The sequence below is a fragment of the Mesorhizobium sp. L48C026A00 genome (genome assembly GCF_000502375.1).
Classification (GTDB): Bacteria; Pseudomonadota; Alphaproteobacteria; order Rhizobiales; family Rhizobiaceae; genus Mesorhizobium; species Mesorhizobium muleiense.
In genome coordinates, this window is record NZ_AYWU01000114.1 from 1 (window position 1) to 674 (window position 674).

General features: G+C 62.8%; 1 protein-coding gene. It reads left to right on the forward strand.

Features of this window, described 5'->3' with window-relative positions; all coding sequences use genetic code 11:
• Positions 1-674: AMP-binding protein (locus X738_RS80605; protein ID WP_036270831.1), on the forward strand; the 674-nt coding region annotated here is incomplete at both ends.

The following is a 674-nucleotide window of genomic DNA, read 5'->3' on the forward strand; positions in this document are numbered from 1 at the left end:
CCATGGGCAGACCAGGGCGCTGACGATCCCGACCCGCGCGCGCTGGGGCTCACCCCCCGCCAGCTCGCCTACATCATCTACACCTCGGGCTCCACCGGGACGCCCAAGGGCGTCATGGTCGAGCATCAAAGCACCGTGAACCTGCTGCGTTGGAGTAGCCGCGTCTACGCGCAAGCACAGACCAGCCGCATGCTGTTCTCCACTTCGATCAGCTTTGATCTGTCCGTCTATGAGTGCTTCGCTACCCTGTCACAGGGCAGCACGCTCTATCTCGTCGACAATGCGCTGGCACTGGCGCAAACGCCTTTGGACGTCTCGCTGATCAATACAGTCCCCTCTGCGATCGCCGCTCTGCTCGACAAGGAAGCAGTCCCCGCCGCGGCAAGCGCCATCAATTTGGCGGGCGAAGCGCTGAGCGCAGCTCTGATCGAGAGAATCTTCGAGCACAGCCGTGTCGAGAAGATTTGTAACCTATACGCCCCTTCCGAGACAACGACGTACTCGACCTGGATTTGCATGCCCAGGGGAGACACCGTCGTTGAAACGATCGGCCGTCCCATTGCGAACACGCGGATCTACCTGCTGGACGGTCATGGTGCGCCGGTGCCGTTCGGGGCGGTGGGCGAGCTCTATATCGGCGGGGCGGGGGTTGCGCGTGGCTACCTGAACCGGCC